Source organism: Pseudomonas sp. 3-2 (assembly GCF_019710535.1).
GTDB classification, from domain to species: domain Bacteria; phylum Pseudomonadota; class Gammaproteobacteria; order Pseudomonadales; family Pseudomonadaceae; genus Aquipseudomonas; species Aquipseudomonas pharyngis.
In genome coordinates, this window is record NZ_CP081200.1 from 5,837,870 (window position 1) to 5,859,785 (window position 21,916).

Sequence of the window (21,916 nt, forward strand, 5' to 3'; positions counted from 1 at the left end):
CAGCCATCCAGCATAAAGAAGCCCGCAATCAGCGGGCTCTTTTGTTTAACAGGCGCGCGTTACAGCGCAAACAACTGGGCCGGCAGCTTCATCAGGCAATCGCTGCCCGCCTCGATCGCCGCACGATGCGCCGCGATGCGCGGCAACAGACGCTTGAAGTAAAACTCGCACGTCGCCAGTTTGCCCTGGCAGAAATCGCCATCACCCTCGCCCGACTCCAGCTGCGACTGAGCGACCAGCGCCATGCGCAGCCACAGATAGCCGAGAACGATGTAACCGCTGTACATCAGGTAATCCACCGACGCGGCGCCCACTTCATCCGGGTTCTTCATCGCGGCCATGCCGACCTTCATGGTCAGCTCGCCCCACTGCTGGTTGAGGCCATCAAGCTGCGCGACAAACCCGCCCAGTTGCGGATGCCCGGCATTGGCCGCGCAGAACTTGTGGACGATTTTGGTGAAGTTTCGCAGCAGCTTGCCCTGGCTGCCCAGCACCTTGCGCCCGAGCAGATCCAGCGCCTGAATGCCGTTGGTGCCCTCGTAGATCGGCGCGATCCGGCAATCGCGAACCAGTTGCTCCATGCCCCACTCGCGGATAAATCCGTGGCCGCCGAACACCTGCATGCCGTGGTTGGTCACCTCAAGGCCGGTGTCGGTCATGAACGCTTTGCAGATCGGGGTCAGGAACGCCAACAGGTCTTCGGCCTGCTGACGCGCCTCGGCGTCCGCGCTCAGGTGCGCGACATCGAGCATCTGAGCGGTGAAATAGGTCAGCGCGCGGTTGCCTTCGTTGAAGGCTTTCATAGTCAGCAGCATGCGTCGCACGTCCGGGTGGACGATGATCGGGTCGGCCGGTTTGTCCGGAGCTTTGGCGCCGGTCAGGGCACGCATCTGCAAGCGATCGTTGGCGTATTTGATTGCGCCCTGAAAACTCGCTTCGCCCAGACACAGGCCCTGCATTCCCGTGCCGAGGCGCGCATGGTTCATCATGGTGAACATGCAATTCAGGCCCTTGTTCGGCTCGCCGATCAGGAAGCCTTTGGCGTCGTCGAAGTTCAGCACGCAGGTGGCCGAGGCCTTGATGCCCATCTTGTGCTCGATCGAGCCGCAGGAAACGCCGTTGCGCTCACCCGCCTCACCGGCTGCGTCCGGAAGGAATTTCGGCACGATGAACAGCGAAATGCCTTTGGTCCCGGCCGGTGCGTCCGGCAGCTTGGCCAGCACCAGATGAATGATGTTGTCACTCATGTCGTGCTCACCGGCGGAGATGAAAATCTTGCTGCCGGTCACTGCATAACTGCCGTCGGCCTGAGGCACCGCGCGGGTCTTGATGATGCCCAGATCGGTGCCGCAATGGGCTTCGGTCAGGCACATGGTGCCGGTCCACTGGCCGGCGGTGAGTTTGCGCAGATAGGTGTTTTTCTGTTCTTCGGTGCCGTGGGCGTGGATCGCCGACATGGCGCCGTGGGTCAGGCCCGGGTACATGCCCCACGAAGTGTTGCTGGAGGCGACCATTTCGCTGATCACCAGCCCCAGCGAACTCGGCAGGCCCTGGCCGCCGTAGGTCGGATCTGCCGCCAGACCGTGCCAGCCGCCTTCCACGTATTGTGCGAAGGCTTGCTTGAAGCCTGTAGGCGTTGTTACCACGCCGTTGTCGAAATGGCAGCCCTCTTCGTCACCGCTGCGATTGAGCGGTGCCAGCACGTTCTCACAGAACTTCGCGCCCTCGTCGAGGATCGCGTTGATCATGTCCGGGCTGGCGTCGTGGGCGCCGAGGGCCGCGTACTGAGTGTGGAAGTCAAAGACGTGGTCGATCAGAAAGCGCATGTCGCGCAAGGGAGCTTTGTACTCGGGCATGGTGGCTTCTCCTTCAGCAGATTGCTTCAACCTACTGCCGGCCACCCTGCCCCACAATCACTGTCCAGACGCTGAATGCGCCGTCATCACTCAACCTGCGGCGCTGTCCATGCGCACCGCGCCACGGCGGTTCTGCCCGAACGCCATCACGCAGTTTCGCCCTGCGCCCTTGGCGCTGTAGAGCGCCTGGTCGGCGGATTTCAGTACCTCTTCCGGCGTGCGCTGTTCCAGGCGTTCGGCCACGCCGATGCTGACCGTGACGGACACACTGGACGCGCCCGAACCCGAGCGACGCTGGCGGCCCTGCTGATCATCCTGCGGGCGGCTTTCCTGATTGCGCAGCTGGATGTTGTAGGAGGCAATCGACTCGCGAATGACTTCCAGGTGCGGCATGCACTCTTCAAGGGTCTTGCCTGCAAACACCAGGGCGAATTCCTCACCGCCATAGCGATACGCCCTACCGCCGCCGCTGATTTTCGACAGCTTGCTGGCGACCAGTCGCAGAACCTGGTCACCCACGTCGTGGCCGTGGGTGTCGTTGAATTTCTTGAAGTGATCGACGTCGCTCATTGCCAGCACATAGTTGCGCCCCAGACGCTGCATGCGCTCGTTGAGTGCGCGGCGGCCGGGCAGGCCGGTGAGCTCGTCGCGGAATGCCATTTGATAAGCCTCGTGCGCCACCGCCGCCGCAATCATCAGCATCACCTGGCTGCACATGATGTTCAGGGTGAACGGCAGGATGAAGGTTTTCGGCAGCATCCAGAACACCCCGAGCAACCCCACCAGTTGCGCCGCGTGCAGCGGCCGCGGGTTGCGCCAGTATTGCCAGGCCAGCAGCAGAAACGCCGAGATGAACACCGGATACGACAACTGAATCAGGCTCATCCACGCGCCGTGCAGCGCCGGCCAGCGGATCTCGGAAAGCCACATCAGCAAGGCCTGCGGATAACTTTGCTCAAGTCCCAGCGCCACGCTGCCAAACGCCAGCAGCACGGCGAAGCGCGCGACCATGTCCTGAAACAGGTGCGTGCGTTCCTGCCACGCGGCGAATAGTCCGAACAACAGCGGCAATAGCAGACAGACCAGATGGAAGACGACTGCCGCGTCTTCGCGCACCTTGCCGTTGTCACGGTAATAGTCCGTCTGGGTGTCGAGCAGGAAGTAGGCGATGTACACCGTGACCATCAGAAACAGCTCGCGCTGGCGTCGGTAAACCGCACAGTACGAACCGCCCAACAGCAGCACCAAGGTTGGCAATACGTTGAAGAGCGAGGTGAAGAACACGTTGAGGTCTTTGACGTACGCAGCCGCCAACCCCGCAAGCAACAACAGCAGTGAAGGAATGAAATGACTGAAACGTACAGCGGAAGAACGCGGCAAGGGTAAAGCTCCGACCGTCTTGGCAAAGAGATGGCATTGTGCCTGCAATGTGGCCAGTTAAGCACACACAATGTGATCCAGATCACAGGCAGCCTCTTTAACGGCCGAAATCTGAAGTTACTGAGGGATTTAGTAAGGTTTTTTGCGCAATGGCTGCTAGACGGCCACCATGGCCATCATTCTTGATGGCCATGGTGTGTTTTTCTGCTCAGAGATCGTTGTAGAACGGCTGCAATGGCCCCTCTGCCGCCGGCCGGCCTTCAGCACCGTAAGGCTTGAGATTGAGCGATGCGTCCATCGCCTGACGGGTCGTGACTTTCGGACTGGCCGGACGCTGGGTCACGGCGTTTTCATCGCCGATGTGGCCCTGCGGAATCACCAGCGACGGATGATCGAACGGTGCGCGCTCCCACGCCACGCGCGGATCGGTCAGGCCGACCTCCATGAATTTCACCAGAGCGTCGATTTCATCGGGCGTCAGGTTCAGCGCCGTCATGTCCGGGTCGAGATTGGAGGTGTTGTGCTGATTCACCGCCGGATGCTCGAAGCCGCTGGTGTTGTTGGCGTCCTCGCCGCGCCGGTCACCGCCACGGTTGTAGAACTCCATCACCTGCTTGAGCGTCGAGCGGCTGCCGTTGTGGAAGTACGGGCCGGTCAGGGCGATGTTGCGCAGGGTCGGGGTCTTGAAAGCACCGTCGACCGAGTCGCGGAAACCGACATTCGGCTTGAGCGTGGCATCGCACGGAATCGCCGCGCTCAATGGCGCCTCGAACGTGCAGACATCGACGTCCAGCGGATCGACCGAGCGGCCGCCCTGCAGCACGCTGTTGTACTGCCGGGTGAACGACCAAGGATTGCCCCACGCATCCGCGCCGCCAAGGGCCAGGTCTTCCGAGGTCGGCCGCACACCGGTGTTGTAGAAACCGTTGTCGTAAAGGGTGGTCAGGTTGTCGGCCATCACCATGCGCTCGATGCGTTCGCGCGGATGCATCAGCAGGCGGCTGGCGGCGTTGGTCAGCTCCGGTCCGCCGTGGCAATTGACGCATTTGCCCTTGCCGAGAAACAGGTTCATGCCCTCGACCTGTTGCGCGTTCATCGCCGTGTGATCGCCTTGCAGATAGGCATCGATCGGCGCCTGATCGGACACCAGCGTGGCCTCATACATCTGGATCGCCAGGCCGAAGAACAGCGGGAAATTGGCCTCCATCTGGGTGTACGGCGCACCTCCCACCAGAACGTTTTGCGTGGCGTTCCACAGCCGGGGCTGGAAGGCGTTCTTGATCAGCTCGCGATAGGTCGGACGCCGTGCGCCGGACACTGGAGCCAGCACCGAGTCGGTGGATGAGATCCGCTGCTGCTTGAGCATCAGCGTGTCGAGCATCCTGCGACCAATGTCGGCAAAAGTGCGGCCACCGCAGGACATTTCCACCGGACTGCCGGGCGGGCCGACGGCTTGCGAGGCGGCAGACGCATCGTTGAGCGCCAGCCGCACTTTGGTCGCGACCGTGCTGCGTTCGCTGGTCACGTAGATCCCGGCATCCGGATCGCGTTTACCGAACGGCGAGAAGCCGTTGAACACGTTGTTGGCCCGACCGTCCCAGAAGTTGCGCACGTTGAACGCGGCATTGATCACCGACGGCGCGTTGCGTCCAGTACTGCGACGTACGTTGATGCCGCCTACCTGAAACAGTCCGTCCGGCTGCTGGGTGCATTTGTCGAAACGCGGCTGGTTGGGTTTGACGAAGTTGGCGTCAAACACGCCTTGCGAGCCGACCACGTCGTCCGTCGAGTACACGATGGGCGAGTTGCGCTCCAGCGGATTGCTCAGCACGTGGGTCGGGAAGTCGGTTTTCTTCAGCGTGTAGTTCGGGCCACCCTTGCCACCGGACAATGTCGCGTAGGACGCCACGTCACCGGGAATGTCCGACGCCACAAACGGCTTGTTGAAGATCGACGCGACGTTGGCGTTGGTGTGCGCCTGGCCGGGGTTAAGCTGGTTGGTGATGCGGTGGTCGACGCCGGCGTGGTAATGGCAGGACGCGCAGGCCGTGGACCCATCGCTGCCGATCTCCATGTCCCAGAACAGCGCCTTGCCCAACAGGATCGCAGCCTGGCGATTGAGCACGTAGTCGGTCATCAGGTCGACCTTGCGCCCACCTTCGGTTCCGGACGGATCAGGGGGCACCATCCCGCGCAACGATTGCAGCGAAGGGACTTCCGGCACCGGGGGATCGACTTCGGCGGGGTCGGCGGCCCATGCGCTGTGGACTGACAGCGCGATGGGTAACCAGAAGGTCAAACGAGCGAGTCGACTGATGTTCATAGGCTTCACCCTGACTGTTGTTGTTAAGTGCCGGGCGTCTTGCTTCTTTGAGCAGGCAGTTCTGGTTAGCACCGGTAAATCGGGCAGTGCAATTAATTGGCCACTCTTCTGGAAACATTTTGAATCAATAAGCGCAGGGATTCGGCCGAGCAGTGGCTTCATCAATGCTGGGGAATCAGCCCCGGGATTGGGGAAATCCGGGCACAAAAAAACCGCTGCCCCCGAGGGAGCAGCGGTTTTTTGAAAGACCGCGTTAAGGCTTAGTAGCCCAGTGCGAAGTCTTCTTCTTTCATGTCCATCAGGTTGTTGGCGCCCGACAGCATGGTGGCCACGTGCGTACGGGTACGCGGCAGGATGCGCTGGAAGTAGAAGCGCGCGGTTTGCAGCTTGGCGGTGTAGAACGCCTCGTCGCTGGTGCCGGCAGCCAGTTTTTCAGCAGCCAGACGCGCCATGTCAGCCCAGAAGTAGGCCAGGCAGGCGTAACCGGAGTACATCAGGTAGTCCACGGAGGCCGCGCCGACTTCTTCGCGATCTTTCATGGCGGCCATACCGACCTTCATGGTCAGTTCGCCCCACTCTTTGTTCAGTGCAGCCAACGGTGCGACGAACTCTTTGACGGCTTCGTTGCCTTCGTTGTTCTGGCAGAACTTGTGGACGATCTTGGTGAAGCCTTTGAGCGCCTCGCCTTGAGTCATCAGCACTTTACGGCCCAGCAGGTCGAGTGCCTGGATGCCGGTGGTGCCTTCGTACAGCATCGAGATGCGGCTGTCGCGAACGTTCTGCTCCATGCCCCACTCGGCGATGAAGCCGTGGCCGCCGTAGATCTGTACGCCGTGGTTGGCGGATTCGAAACCGACTTCGGTCATGAACGCTTTGGCGATCGGAGTCATGAAGGCCAGCAATGCGTCGGCTTTCTTCTTCTCTTCTTCGTCCACGCCGTATTTGACGATGTCGACCTGTTTGGCGGTGAAGTACACCATCGCACGGTTGCCTTCGGCGAATGCCTTCATGGTCAACAGCATGCGGCGTACGTCTGGGTGAACAATGATCGGGTCAGCAGCCTTGTCCGGCGCTTTCGGGCCAGTCAGGGAACGCATTTGCAGGCGATCGCGAGCGTATTTCAGGCCGCCCTGGAAGCCGATTTCGGCGTGAGCCAGACCTTGCAGTGCGGTACCCAGACGTGCGGTGTTCATGAAGGTGAACATGCAGTTCAGGCCTTTGTTCGCCGGGCCGATCAGGAAGCCGGTCGCGCCGTCGAAGTTCATCACGCAGGTCGCGTTGCCGTGGATGCCCATCTTGTGTTCGATCGAACCGCAGGTCACCGCGTTGCGTGCACCGACGGTGCCATCAGCATTCGGCATGAACTTGGGAACGATAAACAGCGAGATGCCTTTGGTGCCGGCCGGTGCGTCCGGCAGGCGGGCCAGTACGATGTGGACGATGTTGTCGGCCATGTCGTGTTCACCGGCCGAGATAAAGATCTTGGTGCCGGAAACTTTGTAGGAACCGTCGGCCTGAGGTTCGGCCTTGGTGCGCAGCATGCCCAGGTCGGTGCCGCAGTGCGGCTCGGTCAGGCACATGGTGCCGGTCCATTCGCCGGAGACCAGTTTGGTCAGATAGGCTTCCTGCTGCTCTGGGGTGCCGTGCTCGGAGATGGTGTTCATCGCGCCGTGCGACAGGCCCGGGTACATGCCCCACGACCAGTTGGCTTCGCCGACCATCTCGCTGACAGCCAGACCCAGCGACTCAGGCAGACCCTGACCGCCGTGCTCGACGTCATGGGCCAGGCTCGGCCAGCCGCCTTCGACGAATTGCTTGTAGGCCTCTTTGAAGCCGGTCGGGGTTTTCACGCCGGACTCGCTCCAGGTGCAGCCTTCGGTGTCACCCACGCGGTTCAGCGGTGCCAGCACCTGCTCACAAAACTTGGCGCCCTCTTCGAGAATGGCGTCAACCATGTCCGGCGTTGCTTCTGCACACGCTGGAAGGCTCTGATAGTGCGCTTCGTAGCCGAGCAGTTCGTCACGAACGAAGCGAATATCACGCAAGGGGGCCTTGTAGTCAGGCATAGCGATAAACCTCTGCTGATGTAACCGGGAATGAACGACCGCGTTGATTTGTTGTGACGGTCAAACAGTTGTTTGAAACATACGTTTACGCCGAAATCTTGTCAAGCGTCGTTCTTTTGCCATTCGTCATCACATTTTCCGAACGCCGGACACAGCAGCGCGACATGTGCCCGACCGAGCCATGTGCACTGAAAAAAGATTAGTTGAGGGAGAAGGACTTACAACGAAAAACGCCGCGAACAGTCGCGGCGTCTGGCAAAGCGCAGATCAAAAAAATCAGGCGAATGTGTCGATGATCGTACCGAGCATTTCATCGGAAGCCTTGGCGACTTTCACGCCCAGTTCCGCCTGAAACTTGCCTTGGGCCATCTCGACCATGTTGCTCGACAGGTCCGATTGCTGGGCGCGATCCACCGAACGCAGACGATCGACCTGCACTTCCGAAGACTGGCTGGTCACCGAACGCTCGATAGTGCTGCTGGCGATCTGGCTGGCCGCCTGATCGACGCGGTTCTGCCCGGTCTGAATGGTGCTCAGACCTGCATAAAAAGCTGTGTTTCCGGAGATTTCCATGGGAGCTCTCATCCTTGGGAAGGATCAATGGTCGCCATTGAACCAGAGGCGCCAGAAAAACACCCGTCAAAAACACTAATGGCACAGTGCCTTGTCATAGCCAAAATCAGTCGAGCAGATCCAGTTGCAAGTGATCGGCAACCGCTTCGGCGCTGACCGCCTTGAGTTTTGGCACCCGCCCCAGGCACGGCGCCGGGATTCGCTCGGCCAGTGTCGCCAGGTTTTCCTCCAGCCGCGAAGTCTTCGGATCAATAATATTCGCCACCCACCCGGCCAATTGCAGCCCGTCTCGGGCAATTGCCTCGGCAGTCAGCAACGCATGGCTGATGCAGCCCAGACGCACGCCGACCACCAGAATCACCGGCAATTTCAACGCAATGGCCAGATCCGACAAATTGTCCTGATCCGCCAGCGGCACTCGCCAACCGCCCGCGCCTTCGATCAGCGTGAAGTCGGCGTTCATGGCCAGGATCTCGCGCATCGGCGCCAGCAACGATTGCACGGTCAGCGCCACACCCGCCTCACGCGCTGCCAGATGCGGCGCGATGGCCGGCTCGAACGCCACCGGGTTAACCTGTTGATAGGTCAGCGGCAACGAGCATTCGGCCTGTAACGCCAGCGCGTCGGAATTGCGCAAACCTCTGGGCGTCACCACACAACCGGACGCCACCGGTTTGCCCGCCGCCGTACTCAGCCCCGCCGACCGTGCAGCGTGCAGCAACCCGGCGGCGACGGTGGTCTTGCCGACGTCAGTGTCGGTTCCGGTGATGAAATAGGCTGCGCTCATAAGGGTTTCTCCAACACGGCGTAGACCACCTGATAAGTCGCCGGCAAGCCCTGCGGCTGACGGAACTGCTCGTAGGCTTCGACCAGCCCCAGAATCCGCGCCCGTCCGGTCAAACCACCCGGCCGACCGGGGTTCAGGTTATGCGCGCCCAGTGCCTTGAGTTCGTGGGTCAGGCTGCGCACATCCGGGTAATGCAGCACATGCGGCCGATTCTCCAGACTGGCCGTACGCAAACCACTGGCCGCGCACAATTGCTCATAGCGGGCGAACTCGCGGAAGCGGTTCACGTGCACCAGGCCATCGACCTGACGCCAGCTGTCGCGCAATTCGTACAGCGTCCCTACACAAAGACTAGCAAACGCGAAAATCCCCCCCGGTTTCAGCACCCGAAACGCTTCGCCGAGCACCGCTTCGAAGTCTGCGCACCACTGCACGGCGAGGCTGGAGAAGATCAGATCACATGTCGAATCCTGTAACGGCAAACGTTCGGCATCGCCAGCGATAAAGTGCGTGGCGCCACCCAACGGCCGCGCGTGATTGAGCATGCCTTCAGCGATATCCAGCGCCAGCCCCTCACCAAATCGCTCGGCCAGCGCCCGAGTGAAATACCCGGTGCCGCAGCCCAGATCCAACCAGCGTGCCGGCCGAAAATCCACCGGCAAGCGATTCATTAACTGCGTACCGACATCGCGCTGCAACTCGGCGACGCTGTCGTAGCTGGCCGCTGCGCGAGAAAAAGAAACCGCGACCTGGCGCTTGTCAGGCAAGCCGCCGGGCAACGCCGCAACAGACAAATCAGTCATCACCGCACTCACTCAAAAACGCCTGGATCGCACCCGCCACACCGTGGGGATCTTCCAGAAGAAACGCATGGCTGGCCTGCTCGATCAGACCGACCTCGACATCCGCCAGCAACGCGAACAACTCGCCCGCGGCCTCCGCCGGCACCAGCCCGTCAAGCCCGCCGAACAAATGCAATTGCGGGCCACTAAACGCCTGCAACGCTTCCCGCGTATCGATCTGCGCCAACAACTCCAGACCGGCCATCAAAGCGGCCGGCGAGGTGTTCGGCGCGCCGCCGAGCAACAGACGCGACAAGCCGCGCGCGTCTTGCGCGCCCTGGGCGCACAGCAGCGAGAATCGCTTGAGGGTCGTGCGCGGGTCGGCGCTGCAGCCGGCCAGAAACGCATCGAAGGTTTCGCCGGGCATCGCGCTCGGCCATTGTTCATGGGCGACAAACGAAGGATTGCTCGCCAGGGTCAGCAAGCCGCAGCAATGTTCGCCACGCCGGGCCGCCAGCTCGGACGCGAGCATGCCGCCCAGCGACCAGCCGCCAAGCCAGGCATCTTCGGGGACGCGCTCATCGAGCTCGTCGAGCCAGTCGTTCAGATCGCTGGAGTCCAGCTCCGGCAACGGCTCGATGTCGACCTGCAGGTGTTCGTCGAGTCCGCGCAACGCAGCGGCCAACGGCTCCAGCGGCGAAACGCCGAGCCCCCAACCCGGTAACAAAATCAGGCGATCACGCATGACTCGGCTCCGACGTAAGTTGAGCAAAGCAATCGGCCAGTCCTTCTAACAATAGCTGCACCTGCGCCTCGCTGTGGGCAGCGGTCAGCGTCACCCGCAACCGCGCACTGCCGGCAGGCACGGTCGGCGGGCGGATTGCGGTGACCATCAGCCCACGCTCACGCAGCATCTGCGACAGACGCACGGCGCGACCGGCATCGCCAATCAGGATCGGCTGGATCGGCGTGAAGCTGTCCATCAGTTCCAGGCCGATCTGTTCGGCGCCGTGGCGGAACTGGCGGATCAGCGTCTGTAAATGTTCGCGACGCCAGTGTTCGCTGCGCAGCAGTTCCAGACTTTTCAACGTTGCGCAGGCCAGCGCCGGCGGTTGGCTGGTGGTGTAGATGTACGGGCGGGCGAACTGGATCAGGCTTTCGATCAGCTCTTCACTGCCCGCGACGAACGCACCCGCCGTGCCGAACGCTTTGCCGAGGGTGCCGACCAGTACCGGCACATCCTCCTGGCTCAAACCGAAATGCTCGACGATGCCGCCACCGTTCGCCCCCAGCGGACCGAAACCGTGAGCGTCATCGACCATCAGCCAGGCGCCTTTGGCCTTGGCTTCCCGGGCCAGCGCCGGCAAATCAGCAAGGTCGCCGTCCATGCTGAATACGCCGTCAGTGACCACCAGTGTATTGCCGGTGGCTTTCTCCAGGCGCTTGGCGAGGCTGTCGGCGTCGTTGTGCAGATAACGATTGAAGCGCGCGCCGGACAACAATCCGGCATCCAGCAACGAGGCATGATTGAGCCGGTCTTCCAGCACCGTATCGCCCTGCCCGACCAGCGCCGTGACCGCGCCGAGGTTGGCCATGTAACCGGTGGTGAACAACAGCGCACGCGGCCGTCCGGTGAGGTCAGCCAGGGCTTCTTCCAATTCGTGATGCGGGCCGCTGTGGCCGATCACCAGATGCGAAGCACCGCCACCGACGCCCCACTTCGACGCACCGGCGCGCCAGGCCTCGATCACTTGCGGATGATTGGCCAGGCCCAGGTAATCGTTGTTGCAGAACGCCAGCAACGGCTGACCGTCGACCACCACTTGCGGCCCTTGCGGGGTTTCAAGCAGCGGTCGCTGGCGGTAGAGATTTTCGGCACGACGGGCAGCAAGGCGTGCGGCGAGATCGAAAGACATGCAAGCCTCACGGGTGGCAAATGAATCAGCAGGCGCCGTCCGAGGCAGCGCCTGAGAAGGACGGGCGATCAGACCGCCGCGTTGTAGAACTGCTCGCTGCTCTTCTGCTCCACCAGCGCCTGCTCGATAGCGGCCTGATGGACTTCGTCGGCATGCTCTTCGCGGGCTTCCGGCTGAATGCCCAGGCGCGCGAACAGTTGCATGTCCTTGTCGGCCTGCGGGTTGGCGGTGGTCAGCAGTTTGTCGCCGTAGAAGATCGAGTTGGCGCCGGCGAAGAATGCCAGGGCCTGCATCTGCTCGTTCATCGCTTCGCGGCCGGCGGACAGGCGTACGTGGGATTGCGGCATGAGGATGCGCGCCACGGCGAGCATGCGGATGAAATCGAACGGATCGACGTCGTCGGCGTTTTCCAGCGGCGTGCCGGCAACTTTCACCAGCATGTTGATCGGCACCGATTCCGGATGCTCCGGCAGGTTGGCCAGCTGGATCAGCAGGTTGGCACGGTCATCGAGGGACTCGCCCATGCCGAGAATGCCGCCGGAGCAGATCTTCATCCCCGCGTCGCGCACATAGGCCAGTGTCTGCAGACGCTCGGCATAGGTGCGGGTGGTGATGATGCTGCCGTAGAACTCCGGCGAGGTATCGAGGTTATGGTTGTAGTAGTCGAGCCCGGCCTTGGCCAGGGCTTCGGTCTGGTCCTGATCGAGACGGCCGAGGGTCATGCAGGTTTCCAGGCCCATGGCCTTCACGCCTTCGACCATCTTCAGCACGTAAGGCATGTCCTTGGCCGACGGGTGTTTCCACGCCGCGCCCATGCAGAAACGGGTCGAACCGATGGCCTTGGCGCGGGCAGCCTCTTCGAGGACCTTCTGCACTTCCATGAGCTTTTCTTTTTCCAGCCCGGTGTTGTAGTGACCGGACTGCGGACAATATTTGCAATCTTCCGGACAGGCCCCGGTCTTGATCGACAACAGGGTGGAAACCTGAACGCGGTTGGCGTCGAAATGCGCGCGGTGCACCGTCTGCGCCTGGAACAGCAAGTCGTTGAATGGCTGAACGAAGAGTGCTTTGACTTCGGCCAAAGTCCAGTCGTGACGCAGGGTGGCAGTGGTGCTGGCGCTCATGGGCGTTTCCTTGGTTATGCTTGGCTGGCGCCTGGGGAAACGGAATACCCACAGGCACGACACGGATGTTCGGCATATTTAAGGAAGAGTCATGCGCTGTCAACCACACTACGAAAGGCCGGTTTACATCTGGTTAAAAAACAAACAGAACTGCTTGTTGTGCGACGAACCGGCAGACGCGCAAATCCCGATCTGCACCGCCTGCGAAACCGATTTGCCGTGGCTGGGCGATCAATGCCTGACCTGCGCCCTGCCCCTCGCAGCCGGCCTGACTTGTGGTGGCTGCCTGCAGGATCCACCGGCCTTTGAACAGGTGGCTGTGCCCTGGGTTTATGGCTTTCCGGTGGACACGCTGATCACCCGTTTCAAGCACAACGCCAAATGGCCGCTTGGCCACTTGCTCGCCGACGTTCTCGGCGAGTTTCTGCAACATCGCTTCGAAGAAGACCTGCCTCGCCCGGACGCCCTGCTACCGGTGCCGCTTGCGCCGAAACGCTTGCGCCAGCGCGGCTTCAACCAAGCGGCGATGCTCGCGCAGTGGCTGGGCAAGTCACTCGACCTGCCTTGCGAGGAACACAGTCTTTTGCGGGTGCAGGATACCGACGCCCAGCAGGCGCTGAACGCCAAGGCGCGGAAACACAATCTGCGTCACGCCTTCGCCTTGAGCCCCGATGCCCAAGTGAAAGGCCGGCACCTGGCCCTGGTCGACGACGTGCTGACCACCGGCGCCACCGCCCAGGCGCTGGCCCGTTTGCTGATGGACGCCGGCGCCGCGCGGGTGGATGTGTACTGCCTGGCCCGCACGCCAAAACCCGGCGACGCGGCTTGACGGATACGCCATGAGCCGCCAACGTCCTCCCTCAACCCTTCAGTACAAAGCGTCCGCCATGTCCCTGCCCAGTCTGTTGTCCCAGCACATCGTCCGCCGTCCGCAGCGCATCGCCTTGCTGCAACACATCGCCGAACAGGGTTCGATCACCCGCGCAGCGAAGAGCGCCGGTTTGAGTTACAAGGCGGCCTGGGATGCCATCGATGAGCTGAACAACCTCGCGCAAAAGCCTCTGGTCGAGCGCGCGGTAGGCGGCAAGGGCGGTGGCGGAGCCAAACTGTCGAGCGAGGGCGAGCGAGTGCTGCGCCTCTATCAAAAGCTGCAAGCCTTGCAGGCTCAGGTACTGGAGGCGGCCGAGGATGCCAGCGATCTGGATCTGCTCGGTCGGCTGATGCTCAGGACCAGCGCACGCAATCAGCTGCACGGCAAAGTCGTGCTGATCGAAGGTCAGGGCCGCAACGACCTGATCCGCCTCGAACTGGCCGAGGGCCTGTCGATCAACGCGCAGATCACCCACGACAGCACCGTCCATCTGGAACTGCAACCGGGCACCGAAGTGGTGGCGCTGATCAAGGCCGGCTGGCTCGAACTGCTCGCTCCACAGGCCACGCCTGCGGTCGGCCACAACCTGTTGAACGGTCGGATCGAGGCGATTCTCGACGCCGAAGATGGCCCGAGCGAAGTGCGCATCGCGCTGCCCAACGGCCAGACCCTGTGCGCGCTGGCCGAACCGCTGGACTTGCGCAGCCGGGGCCTGACGGTCGAGCAAGCGGTGCAGGTGCAGTTTTCCCCGTCGAATGTGCTGCTGGGCACACCGCTCTGAGCGCACTGCAACGAAAGCGTCATCGACCCGCATTAAGGTGGCTGCCAAAACCATGCAGGGAGCCTGATGTGAGCCTATTAGAAGAAAACCAATCCACAGACCTGGAAAAAATGGTCGGCCTGAGCCGTCGCGGTTTCATCAGCGCCGGCGCGCTGTGCGGCGCGGCGATGTTCCTCGGCGGCAACCTGCTGAGTCGCAGCGTGCTGGCCGCCAGTGTCAGCGCCGGCAACAGCCGTCTGCTTGGCTTCGACAGCATTCCGGCGGCCACCACCGACACCATCAGCCTGCCCAAGGGCTACAAGTCGTCGGTGCTGATCAGCTGGGGCCAGCCGCTGCACAAGAACGGCCCGGCCTTCGACCCGAGCGGCAACGGCACCGCGGCCGCACAGGAAGTGCAGTTCGGCGACAACAACGACGGCATGAGCCTGTTCGAATTCCCGGGCGAGAAAAACCGCGCGTTGATGGCGATCAACAACGAATACACCAACTACCGCTACCTCTATCCGCACGGCGGCATGCCGCAATCGGCCGAGGACGTGCGCAAGGCCCTGGCCTGCGAAGGCGTGTCGGTGATCGAAGTGCAGCGCAAGAACGGCCAGTGGCAGTTCGTCCAGGGCTCGCGCTACAACCGGCGCATTCACGGCAACTCGCCGCTGCGCATCAGCGGCCCGGCCGCCGGCCACGAACTGCTGAAAACCAGCGCCGACAAGCACGGCAAAAAAGTCCTCGGCACTTTCCAGAACTGCGCCAACGGCAAGACACCGTGGGGCACTTATCTGACCTGCGAAGAGAACTTCACCGACTGCTTCGGCAGCAGCAACGCCCAGCAACAGTTCGACCCGGCGCAAAAGCGCTACGGCGTATCGGCCGCCAGCCGCGAGATCAACTGGCATCCGTTCGATCCGCGCTTCGACATGGCGAAGAACCCCAACGAGCTCAACCGTCACGGCTGGGTCGTGGAGATCGACCCGTTCGATCCGCAATCGACCCCGGTCAAACGCACTGCGCTGGGCCGCTTCAAACATGAAAACGCCGCGCTGGCCGAGACCGATGACGGTCGTGCCGTGGTGTACATGGGCGACGACGAACGCGGCGAGTTCATCTACAAATTCGTCAGCCGCGACAAGATCAATCACCGCAACGCCAAGGCCAACCGCGACATCCTCGATCACGGCACGCTGTACGTGGCCAAGTTCGATGCGGGCGACGGCAACCCGGACCACCCGAAAGGCCAAGGCCAGTGGATCGAACTGACCCACGGCAAGAACGGCATCGACGCCAGCAGCGGTTTCGCCGATCAGGCCGAAGTGCTGATTCATACGCGGTTGGCAGCCAGCGTGGTTGGCGCCACGCGCATGGACCGTCCGGAGTGGATCGTGGTCAGCCCGAAAGACGGCCAGGTTTATTGCACCCTGACCAACAACGCCAAGCGCGGCGAAGACGGCCAACCGGTGGGCGGACCGAACCCGCGCGAGAAGAACGTCTACGGGCAGATCTTGCGCTGGCGCACCGACCGCGACGATCACGCGTCGAAGACTTTTGCCTGGGACCTGTTCGTGGTCGCCGGCAACCCGGGCGTCTACGCCGGTACGCCGAAAGGCGGTTCGTCGAATATCACGCCGCAGAACATGTTCAACAGCCCCGACGGCCTCGGCTTCGACAAGGCCGGACGGTTGTGGATTCTCACCGACGGCGACTCGAGCAACGCCGGTGATTTCGCCGGGATGGGCAACAACCAGATGCTCTGCGCCGATCCTGCCACCGGGGAAATTCGCCGGTTCATGGTCGGGCCGATCGGCTGTGAAGTCACCGGGATCAGCTTCTCGCCGGATCAGAAAACCCTGTTCGTCGGGATTCAGCACCCGGGCGAGAACGGCGGTTCGACCTTCCCCGAGCATTTGCCGAACGGCAAGCCGCGCTCATCGGTGATGGCGATTACCCGTGAGGATGGCGGGATCGTCGGCGCCTGATCGGGCGACACTCTGATCGTTCCCGTGCGCTGCCCGGGAACGATCCCACTCAAGACAGCCCGTCTGCGCTACCATGCTGAGCCGGACGCGGCAGCCTGCTGCGCGCAGGAGTCAGCATGGCCCACCCGTTTGAAACCCTCACCCCAGACCTCGTGCTCGATGCCGTCGAAAGCATCGGCTTCCTGAGCGACGCGCGCATTCTGGCGCTCAACAGTTATGAAAACCGCGTCTATCAGGTCGGCATCGAAGACTCGGAACCGCTGATCGCCAAGTTCTATCGCCCGCAGCGCTGGACCAACGAAGCGATCCTGGAAGAGCACCAGTTCACCTTCGAACTGGCCGAAGTCGAGATCCCGGTGGTGGCGCCACTGATCCACAACGGCGAAACCCTGCACGAACACGCCGGATTTCGTTTCACCCTGTTTCCCCGTCGCGGTGGCCGGGCGCCGGAGCCGGGCAATCTCGATCAGTTGTATCGCCTCGGCCAGTTGCTCGGGCGCATGCACGCGGTCGGCGGTACCAAACCGTTCGAACACCGCGAAGCGTTGGCCGTGAAGAACTTCGGCCATGACTCGCTGACCACACTGCTGGAAGGCAACTTCATTCCCAAGGCCCTGCTGCCGGCCTACGAGTCCGTCGCCCGCGATCTGCTCAAGCGCGTGGAAGACGTCTACGCCAGCACGCCGCACCAGAACATCCGCATGCACGGCGACTGCCACCCCGGCAACATGATGTGCCGCGACGAGATGTTCCACATCGTCGACCTCGACGACTGCCGCATGGGCCCGGCGGTGCAGGACATCTGGATGATGCTCGCCGGCGACCGTCAGGATTGTCTCGGGCAGCTGTCGGAATTGATGGACGGCTACAACGAATTCCATGACTTCGACCCGCGCGAACTGGCGCTGATCGAACCGCTGCGCGCCCTGCGCCTGATGCATTACAGCGCCTGGCTGGCCCGGCGTTGGGACGATCCGGCGTTCCCCCGCAGCTTTCCGTGGTTCGGCAGCGAGCGGTATTGGGGCGATCAGGTGCTGGCGTTGCGCGAGCAACTGGCGGCGTTGAACGAAGAGCCGTTGAAGCTTTTCTGACACGACACGTCTATACAACTGCCCGTACAATCGCTGCTTTGTTAGCTGCCTAAGCAAGGATTCTGCATGCAAGCCGCCAACCCGCGTCGCGGGTACATTCTGGGCCTGAGCGCCTACATCATCTGGGGACTGTTCCCGCTCTACTTCAAAGCCATCGCCGAAGTGCCGGCGGTGGAAATCATCATTCACCGGGTGCTGTGGTCGGCGCTGTTCGGCGCGCTGCTGTTGATGGTGTGGAAGCATCCCGGCTGGTGGCAGGAGCTGCGCGACAACCCGAAACGCCTGGCGATTCTTGCGCTCAGCGGCACCTTGATCGCGGCCAACTGGCTGACCTACGTGTGGTCGGTGAACAACGGCCGGATGCTGGAAGCAAGCCTCGGTTACTACATCAACCCATTGGTGAACGTGCTGCTGGGCATGCTGATCCTCGGCGAACGCTTGCGGCGCATGCAGTGGCTGGCGGTTGGTCTGGCGGCGGTCGGTGTTGCGCAGCAGGTGTGGCAGGTCGGCAGTCTGCCGTGGGTATCGCTGGTGCTGGCGCTGACCTTCGGTTTCTACGGGCTGATCCGCAAGCAGGCGCCGGTCAAGGCGTTGCCGGGGCTGGTGGTGGAAACCTGGATGCTGGTGCCGATCGCCCTCGCGTGGCTGCTGTTCAATCCGACCGCCACCAGCGCCCAGGCCGAGTTCTGGACCACCTCCGAAGCCTGGTGGCTGGTGGCGGCCGGCCCGGTGACGCTGGTGCCGCTGGTGTGCTTCAACGCGGCGGCACGGCATCTGCCCTACACCACCCTCGGTTTCCTGCAATACCTGGCGCCGACGTTGGTACTGCTGCAAGCCGTGCTGCTGTTCGGCGAGCACTTGTCGTCCAGCACGCTGATCGCCTTCATGTTTATCTGGGCCGGTCTGGCGGTGTACAGCGTCGATGCATGGATGAGCTTGCGCCGGCGCAGCTGATCAAAAAACGCACAAACCTCCACAGGCCACGGTTCTCGTGGCCTGTATCGTTCCTTCCCAAGGTTATCCACAGCGTGATCCCCGCCGTTTGTGCGCAAGTCACTGAATGCCGACGGTTTTTTGATCAATTTTCGCCAAGCCACAGCGGACGTGGCCTGGCGTCCGGTCTCTACAGGTTATCCACAGGCAGGTGCACGTTTAAACTGGATAACCAGATCCGTCTTCACAGGTCGGTGCGCAGCACCAGTTCGACCATCAAGTCATCGGCCAGGGTTTCCAGGCGCGATTGCAGCACGTCCAGCGACAGGGTCAGCGGCACTGCCAGGATCGCCTCGGCGTGGAACAGCGGCTCGCTGCTCATCGGCGCCGGTCGTACTTCGGTCACCAGCCGTTCGAGGTTGACGCCCTGCTCGCTCAGCAACCGAGTAATGTCGCGCACGATGCCGGGACGATCATTGCCCACCAACTCCATGGCGATCGGTTTCCAGGTGCAGGCCTGTTCGATACCGCTTTCCGCCACCAACACGCGAATGCCCTGTGCCGACAGTGCTTGTAAGGCATCGACTAATTCGTCGTAAGCCTCCGCCGGCACGCCGACCCGCAGGATCCCGGCGAACTGCCCGGCCATGCACGACAGGCGGCTTTCCAGCCAGTTGCCGCCGTGTTCGGCGATGCATTGGGCGATGCGCTCGACCTGCCCGGGCTTGTCCGGTGCGAAGACGGTGAGTACGAGGTGATCCATGGCGCAGCCCTCTTGTCATGACTTTTGTTATAGAAAAGCAAGTATAGGCAAGCGTTCTACAGACGCCTCAGACGCTCGAAGTCACAAATCGTGTACAACTTTTTATATTTAACTGGAACAATCCATTGGTTTTTTGAGAACATCCCGTTCCGCGCCGTGACCGCAATGCGTCATGGGGTCGCAGAACGACGTAATTAGTCCGATTTTCACAACCGCAACTCATCATGTAGTATGCCGCAGCGCGCACTACATAACGCTGGATCGATGTCTGCCCAAGGCACGTTCGCAACCCTGAAAGCCCCGTCAGCAAGGCCCCCAAGCCGTTGATTGGTCCCAACCCAGCCGCCAGCGATGGCATGTACTGGTCGAAGGGTTTGTGGTTTAAATGGCCAGAGGCTTCATTGTTAAATTGACGAGCTGAAAAGCGAAATAGCTGAGCAGAGTGAGGCAAGCAATGACTGAACACGTTCAAGTCGGTGGCCTGCAGGTCGCCAAAGTCCTGTTCGACTTCGTGAACAACGAAGCCATTCCCGGTACCGGCCTCACCGCCGACAAATTCTGGGAAGGTGCCGACAAGGTCATTCACGACCTGGCGCCGAAGAACAAAGCCCTACTCGCCAAACGCGATGACTTCCAGGCTCGTATCGATGGCTGGCACCAGAGCCGTGCCGGTCAGCCCCACGACGCCGTGGCCTATAAAGCCTTCCTGCAAGAGATCGGTTATCTGCTGCCAGAAGCGGCTGATTTCCAGGCAACGACGCAAAACGTCGATGACGAAATCGCCCGTACCGCCGGCCCGCAACTCGTGGTGCCGGTGATGAACGCCCGCTTCGCCCTCAACGCCTCGAACGCCCGCTGGGGTTCGCTGTACGACGCCCTGTATGGCACCGATGCCATCAGCGAAGCCGGCGGCGCGGAAAAAGGCAAAGGCTACAACAAGGTGCGTGGCGACAAAGTCATCGCCTTCGCCCGTGCATTTCTCGACGAAGCCGCGCCACTGGCGACCGGCTCCCACGTCGATTCCACCGGCTACAAGATCGCTGACGGCAAACTGGTCGTCACCCTCAAGGGCGGCAGCACCAGCGGCCTGCGCAACGACGCACAGCTGATCGGTTTCCAGGGCGACGCCAATGCGCCGATCGCGATTCTGCTGAAAAACAACGGCCTGCATTTCGAGATCCAGATCGACGCCAGCACCCCGGTCGGCCAGACCGATGCCGCCGGCGTCAAAGACATCCTGATGGAAGCGGCCCTGACCACCATCATGGACTGCGAAGACTCCGTGGCTGCTGTCGATGCCGACGATAAAGTGGTGATCTACCGCAACTGGCTCGGCCTGATGAAGGGCGATCTGGCGGAATCCGTGTCCAAGGGCGGCCAGACCTTCACCCGCACCATGAACCCGGATCGTACCTACACCAAGGTCGACGGCAGCGAACTGACCCTGCACGGCCGCTCGCTGCTGTTCGTGCGCAACGTCGGCCACCTGATGACCATCGACGCGATCCTCGACAAGCACGGCAACGAAGTGCCGGAAGGCATCCTCGACGGTCTGGTGACTTGCCTCGCGGCGATGCACAACCTGAACGGCAACACTTCGCGCAAGAACACCCGCACCGGTTCCGTGTACATCGTCAAACCGAAGATGCACGGCCCGGAAGAAGCGGCGTTCACCAACGAGCTGTTCGGTCGCATCGAAGACGTGCTGGGCCTCAAACGCAATACCCTGAAAGTCGGGATCATGGACGAGGAGCGCCGCACCACGGTCAACCTCAAGGCCTGCATCCAGGCTGCCAGCGAGCGCGTGGTGTTCATCAACACCGGTTTCCTCGACCGCACCGGCGACGAAATCCACACCTCCATGGAAGCCGGCCCGGTGGTTCGCAAGGCTGACATGAAGGCCGAGAAGTGGATCGGTGCCTACGAGAACTGGAACGTCGATATCGGCCTGAGCACCGGCCTGCAAGGTCGTGCGCAAATCGGTAAAGGCATGTGGGCGATGCCCGACCTGATGGCGGCGATGCTCGAACAGAAAATCGCTCACCCGATGGCCGGCGCCAACACCGCCTGGGTTCCGTCGCCGACCGCCGCTGCGCTGCACGCGCTGCACTACCACAAGGTCGACGTGTTCGCCCGTCAGGCCGAGCTGGCCAAACGTGCCCGCGCTTCGGTCGATGACATCCTGACCATCCCGCTGGCGGTCAACCCGAACTGGACCCCGGATCAGATCAAGAACGAGCTGGACAACAACGCCCAGGGCATTCTCGGTTACGTGGTGCGCTGGATCGATCAGGGCGTGGGCTGCTCGAAAGTGCCGGACATCAACGACGTCGGCCTGATGGAAGACCGTGCAACGCTGCGTATCTCCAGCCAGCACATCGCCAACTGGCTGCGTCACGGTGTGGTAACCGAAGCGCAAGTGATGGAAAGCCTCAAGCGCATGGCGCCGGTGGTGGACCGTCAGAACGCCAACGACCCGCTGTACCGCCCGCTAGCCCCGAACTTCGACAGCAACATCGCCTTCCAGGCGGCAGTCGAACTGGTGATCGAGGGCACCAAACAGCCGAACGGTTACACCGAGCCGGTTCTGCACCGTCGTCGTCGCGAGTTCAAGGCTGCCAACGGCCTGTAACCTTCGCGGATGCCGGACATGAAAAAGCCCTGATCTTTTGGTCAGGGCTTTTTTGTTTGTGATAAACA

17 protein-coding genes are annotated in these 21,916 nt (G+C 61.8%); 6 read left to right on the plus strand and 11 right to left on the minus strand.

The genetic code is table 11. From position 1 onward, the window contains the following. Window positions 1-59: 59 nt before the first annotated feature. The 10 genes from K3819_RS26575 to bioB form a co-directional block, all read right to left on the minus strand. The gene (locus K3819_RS26575) at window positions 60-1,856 is read right to left on the minus strand and encodes an acyl-CoA dehydrogenase C-terminal domain-containing protein (protein ID WP_221398219.1); all 1,797 of its coding nucleotides are present in this window, start codon (window positions 1,854-1,856) and stop codon (window positions 60-62) included. A gap of 90 nt (window positions 1,857-1,946) precedes the next feature. After that, complete coding sequence (locus K3819_RS26580; protein WP_085612951.1) at window positions 1,947-3,236, minus strand: GGDEF domain-containing protein; 1,290 nt, start codon at window positions 3,234-3,236, stop codon at window positions 1,947-1,949. A gap of 208 nt (window positions 3,237-3,444) precedes the next feature. Then, window positions 3,445-5,559, minus strand: coding sequence for a cytochrome-c peroxidase (locus K3819_RS26585; RefSeq protein ID WP_221398220.1), 2,115 nt, complete (start codon window positions 5,557-5,559; stop codon window positions 3,445-3,447). Window positions 5,560-5,819: 260 nt separating this feature from the next. Beyond that, a complete protein-coding gene (locus K3819_RS26590) occupies window positions 5,820-7,625 on the minus strand; it encodes a phenylacyl-CoA dehydrogenase (RefSeq protein WP_064599882.1) in 1,806 nt (601 codons plus the stop codon). 276 nt (window positions 7,626-7,901) lie between these two features. Beyond that, complete coding sequence (locus K3819_RS26595; protein WP_085612954.1) at window positions 7,902-8,198, minus strand: pyrroloquinoline quinone biosynthesis protein PqqE; 297 nt, start codon at window positions 8,196-8,198, stop codon at window positions 7,902-7,904. Window positions 8,199-8,304: 106 nt separating this feature from the next. Next, window positions 8,305-8,985 (minus strand): dethiobiotin synthase, encoded by a 681-nt coding sequence (gene bioD, locus K3819_RS26600; protein WP_007959854.1) that lies wholly within the window; start codon window positions 8,983-8,985, stop codon window positions 8,305-8,307. Continuing rightward, entirely contained in the window at window positions 8,982-9,788 is an 807-nt protein-coding gene (bioC, locus tag K3819_RS26605) for a malonyl-ACP O-methyltransferase BioC (RefSeq protein WP_221398221.1), read from the minus strand. The genes bioD and bioC overlap by 4 nt, the downstream gene beginning before the upstream one ends. Beyond that, complete coding sequence (locus K3819_RS26610) at window positions 9,781-10,512, minus strand: alpha/beta fold hydrolase (protein ID WP_221398222.1); 732 nt, start codon at window positions 10,510-10,512, stop codon at window positions 9,781-9,783. Before K3819_RS26610 ends, bioC begins: the two co-directional genes overlap by 8 nt. After that, window positions 10,505-11,683, minus strand: a complete 1,179-nt coding sequence (gene bioF / locus K3819_RS26615; protein WP_221398223.1) for an 8-amino-7-oxononanoate synthase — start codon at window positions 11,681-11,683, stop codon at window positions 10,505-10,507. Before bioF ends, K3819_RS26610 begins: the two co-directional genes overlap by 8 nt. A 68-nt stretch (window positions 11,684-11,751) precedes the next feature. Continuing rightward, a complete protein-coding gene (gene bioB, locus K3819_RS26620; RefSeq protein ID WP_011336244.1) occupies window positions 11,752-12,807 on the minus strand; it encodes a biotin synthase BioB in 1,056 nt (351 codons plus the stop codon). 91 nt (window positions 12,808-12,898) lie between these two features. On the opposite strand from bioB, the gene K3819_RS26625 reads away from it, so the two are divergent. The 5 genes from K3819_RS26625 to rarD all read left to right on the plus strand — a co-directional run bounded on the left by K3819_RS26625 (window position 12,899) and on the right by rarD (window position 18,474). Next, window positions 12,899-13,636 (plus strand): ComF family protein, encoded by a 738-nt coding sequence (locus K3819_RS26625; protein ID WP_221398224.1) that lies wholly within the window; start codon window positions 12,899-12,901, stop codon window positions 13,634-13,636. A 58-nt stretch (window positions 13,637-13,694) separates the two neighbouring features. Further along, the gene (locus tag K3819_RS26630) at window positions 13,695-14,459 is read left to right on the plus strand and encodes a TOBE domain-containing protein (protein ID WP_221398225.1); all 765 of its coding nucleotides are present in this window, start codon (window positions 13,695-13,697) and stop codon (window positions 14,457-14,459) included. Between the two features lie 68 nt (window positions 14,460-14,527). After that, the gene (locus K3819_RS26635; protein ID WP_221398226.1) at window positions 14,528-16,429 is read left to right on the plus strand and encodes a PhoX family phosphatase; all 1,902 of its coding nucleotides are present in this window, start codon (window positions 14,528-14,530) and stop codon (window positions 16,427-16,429) included. A 116-nt stretch (window positions 16,430-16,545) separates the two neighbouring features. Then, window positions 16,546-17,520, plus strand: a complete 975-nt coding sequence (locus K3819_RS26640) for a serine/threonine protein kinase (RefSeq protein ID WP_085612961.1) — start codon at window positions 16,546-16,548, stop codon at window positions 17,518-17,520. 66 nt (window positions 17,521-17,586) lie between these two features. Beyond that, window positions 17,587-18,474 carry an EamA family transporter RarD gene (gene rarD / locus K3819_RS26645; protein WP_039768038.1) on the plus strand — a complete coding sequence of 296 codons (888 nt, stop codon included), beginning with the start codon at window positions 17,587-17,589 and terminating at the stop codon, window positions 18,472-18,474. A gap of 223 nt (window positions 18,475-18,697) precedes the next feature. Here the strand turns inward: rarD and K3819_RS26650 are convergent, their stop codons facing one another. Continuing rightward, window positions 18,698-19,216: a glycine cleavage system protein R gene (locus K3819_RS26650; RefSeq protein ID WP_085612962.1), complete on the minus strand. Its 519-nt coding sequence runs from the start codon at window positions 19,214-19,216 to the stop codon at window positions 18,698-18,700. Window positions 19,217-19,670: 454 nt separating this feature from the next. Here K3819_RS26650 and K3819_RS26655 point away from each other — a divergent pair, with 454 nt between their 5' ends. Then, complete coding sequence (locus tag K3819_RS26655) at window positions 19,671-21,848, plus strand: malate synthase G (RefSeq protein WP_221398227.1); 2,178 nt, start codon at window positions 19,671-19,673, stop codon at window positions 21,846-21,848. Window positions 21,849-21,916: the final 68 nt, after the last annotated feature.